The following is a 2,394-nucleotide window of genomic DNA, read 5'->3' as shown; positions in this document are numbered from 1 at the left end:
GCCGCGCAGCTGCCGGTTCTTGTAGCCGCGCAGGTCGGTGCCGCGCGATTCTGGCGCGGCCATCCACCGCCGGGTCGCGCCCGAACTGGTAGTGCGCGAATCCACGGCGCCGTTCAAAGCTCGCATGGAGGAAGCATGATGCAACGATTGCTCGCCGCGCTCGCTCTGCTCGCCTGTTCCGCCGCCGCCCAGATGACGCCGGCGCAGCCGCAAGCCGCAACCCAACCTGCTGCGCCGCAGAGATCCGTCCAGGAACGGCTCGGCTACCCCGCCGATGCAAAGCTGCTGATCATCCACGCGGATGACTTCGGGATGTCGCACTCCGTGAACCGGGGGACGATCGATGCCTTCGAGAGCGGCGCCATCACCTCGGCGTCGATCATGGTGCCGACGCCGTGGTTCCCGGAAGTCGCCCAGTGGGCGAAGGATCATCCCGATGCCGATCTCGGCATCCACATGGCGCTCAATAGCGAGTGGACCACCTTCCGCTGGGGACCGCTGAGCGGCCCCACGGTCGTCCCCACCCTGGTGGACGCGAACGGCTACTTCCCGCTGCTCGAGAGCGACGTCCCGCCGCGCGCTGACCTGGCACAAGTGGAAGTCGAGATCCGCGCGCAGGTCGAGAAGGCGCGCGCCTCCGGCATCAAGATCTCGCATCTCGACACCCACATGACGACGCTCACCCGGTCTCCGGCGCTGTTCGAGGTCTATCGCAAGGTCGGGCGCGCCTACGGCGTCCCGGTGCTGCTGGAGCGGATTTCAGGGACCTATCGCCTGGGTGGCAACGAGCCGCCGGCAGACGCGCTGATCGACAAGGTGGTCAGCATCGACGTCGGCGTGCCGATGAAGAAGGATGCGTGGCTCGACGCATACAAGAAGATGCTCCAGCCGCTCGGCCCCGGAGTGTATGAGCTCATCGTGCACGCCGCCTATGACGACCCCGAGATGCAGGGCGCCACGGCCGACCACCCCAATTGGGGCGCCACCTGGCGGCAGCTCGACCTCGATACCATCAAGAGCAAGGAGTTCCGCAACTTCCTCAAGGACCAGAAGTTCATCCTCGTCCGGTGGCGTGATCTTGCGCGCGCGCTGCCCGAGGGCTATTCGACCATGGGTGGGCAGTAGGCGAAGGAGGCTCTATGCGCAGGGATGGCAGGAAGGTCATTACGACGGCGCTCGCGGTAGCTGTGCTGGTGGCGACCATCGCGTACGCGCAGAAGCCGCCGAAGAGATCGCACGCGGCTCCGAAACAGAAGGTCCTGCTTGCGCTCTTCGCGCATCCCGATGACGAGACCATCGTCGCGCCGGTGCTGGCGGCTTACGCTCGGCAAGGCGTCAAGGTCTATCTGATGGTGGCGACCGACGGACGCATGGGGATCATGCCGCACGCCGGCATCCCACCAGGAGACGAACTTGCCCGCGTGCGCCATGGCGAGGTCGAGTGCGGGGCGAAGGAGCTTGGCATCGAGCCGCCGATCTGGATCGGCTTGCCCGATGCGGGTCTCGCGGCGATCAAACCTGCGGTCGCCTATCCCGGCGAGCCGCTCGACAAGCTTGCGGTGGAGCTGCGCAAGCAGATCGACGAGCTCGATCCGCAAGTCATCATTTCCTGGGGACCGGAGGGAGCGTACGGCCATCCTGACCATCGCCTCGTGGGAGACGTGGCCATGCAGGTGTTCCAGGAAGGTCATGCGCGAACCAAGGGACGCCAGCTCTACTGGATCGGGTACCCGCCCGAGCGCGTGGCGAATGCGCCGCTGTGGTACGGCTTCAAGATGTATCCGACCGACCCTGCCCTGCTGACGGCCCAGGTCGCGTTCACGCAGGCGGACCTGGATGCCGCGCGCAAGGACATCGGCTGCCATAAGTCGCAGGCGACGCAGGCCATGATGGACGAGAGCTTCGCTACGCTGAAGCAGCTTTGGGAAGGCGGAGTGCTCTTCCAGCAGTGGCGCGGTCCGGCAAAGAAGAAGAAGAAGGACCTGTTCCAGAAATAGATTCCATCCAAGGAGCGAACCACCCCATGAAGGCTTCTCGGCTCTTCGGCCCCGTTGCAGTCATCGCCCTCTTCGTCTCCCTCGGTTTGGCGCAGGAGTCGAATAGCGGCGCGATCATCGGCGTGGTGAGAGACCCCACCGGCGCCGTCGTCGCAGGAGCCACGATCAACGCGCGCAATACCGCGACCAACGTGGTGCGCGAGGCGGTCTCGAATGGCGACGGCCTCTACGCCATCTCCGGGCTGGCGCCGGGCGAGTACGAGCTGAGCGCGCGCCAGGCCAGGTTTGCGACGCTCACCACGAAGGTGCAGCTCGCGGTCGGCCAGCGCCTGAACTGGGACGTTCCGCTGCGGATCGAAGCAAAGACCGACACCATCACGGTGACAGGCGAGGCCGT

The 2,394-nt window shown here is 65.8% G+C and carries 3 protein-coding genes; all 3 read left to right on the top strand.

Annotated features, from left to right (window positions below):
• Positions 1-138 precede the first annotated feature (138 nt).
• Positions 139-1,125 (top strand): polysaccharide deacetylase family protein, encoded by a 987-nt coding sequence (locus VLA96_14340; GenBank protein ID HSE50382.1) that lies wholly within the window; start codon positions 139-141, stop codon positions 1,123-1,125.
• A 14-nt stretch (positions 1,126-1,139) separates the two neighbouring features.
• Positions 1,140-1,997, top strand: a complete 858-nt coding sequence (locus VLA96_14335; protein HSE50381.1) for a PIG-L deacetylase family protein — start codon at positions 1,140-1,142, stop codon at positions 1,995-1,997.
• Positions 1,998-2,023: 26 nt separating this feature from the next.
• On the top strand, positions 2,024-2,394 hold a 371-nt coding region (locus VLA96_14330; GenBank protein ID HSE50380.1), incomplete at its 3' end, for a carboxypeptidase-like regulatory domain-containing protein.

The organism is Terriglobales bacterium, from assembly GCA_035457425.1.
Lineage (GTDB): Bacteria > Acidobacteriota > Terriglobia > Terriglobales > Acidobacteriaceae > JACPNR01.
Note: the sequence above shows the minus strand (reverse complement) of the source record. Positions and strands in the feature narration are given on the sequence as shown.

Excerpts from the sequence above, each read along its gene's own strand:
- VLA96_14340 (HSE50382.1), top strand. The coding sequence starts at position 139 with ATGCAACGATTGCTCGCCGCGCTCGCTCTGCTCGCCTGTTCCGCCGCC.
- VLA96_14335 (HSE50381.1), top strand. The coding sequence starts at position 1,140 with ATGCGCAGGGATGGCAGGAAGGTCATTACGACGGCGCTCGCGGTAGCT.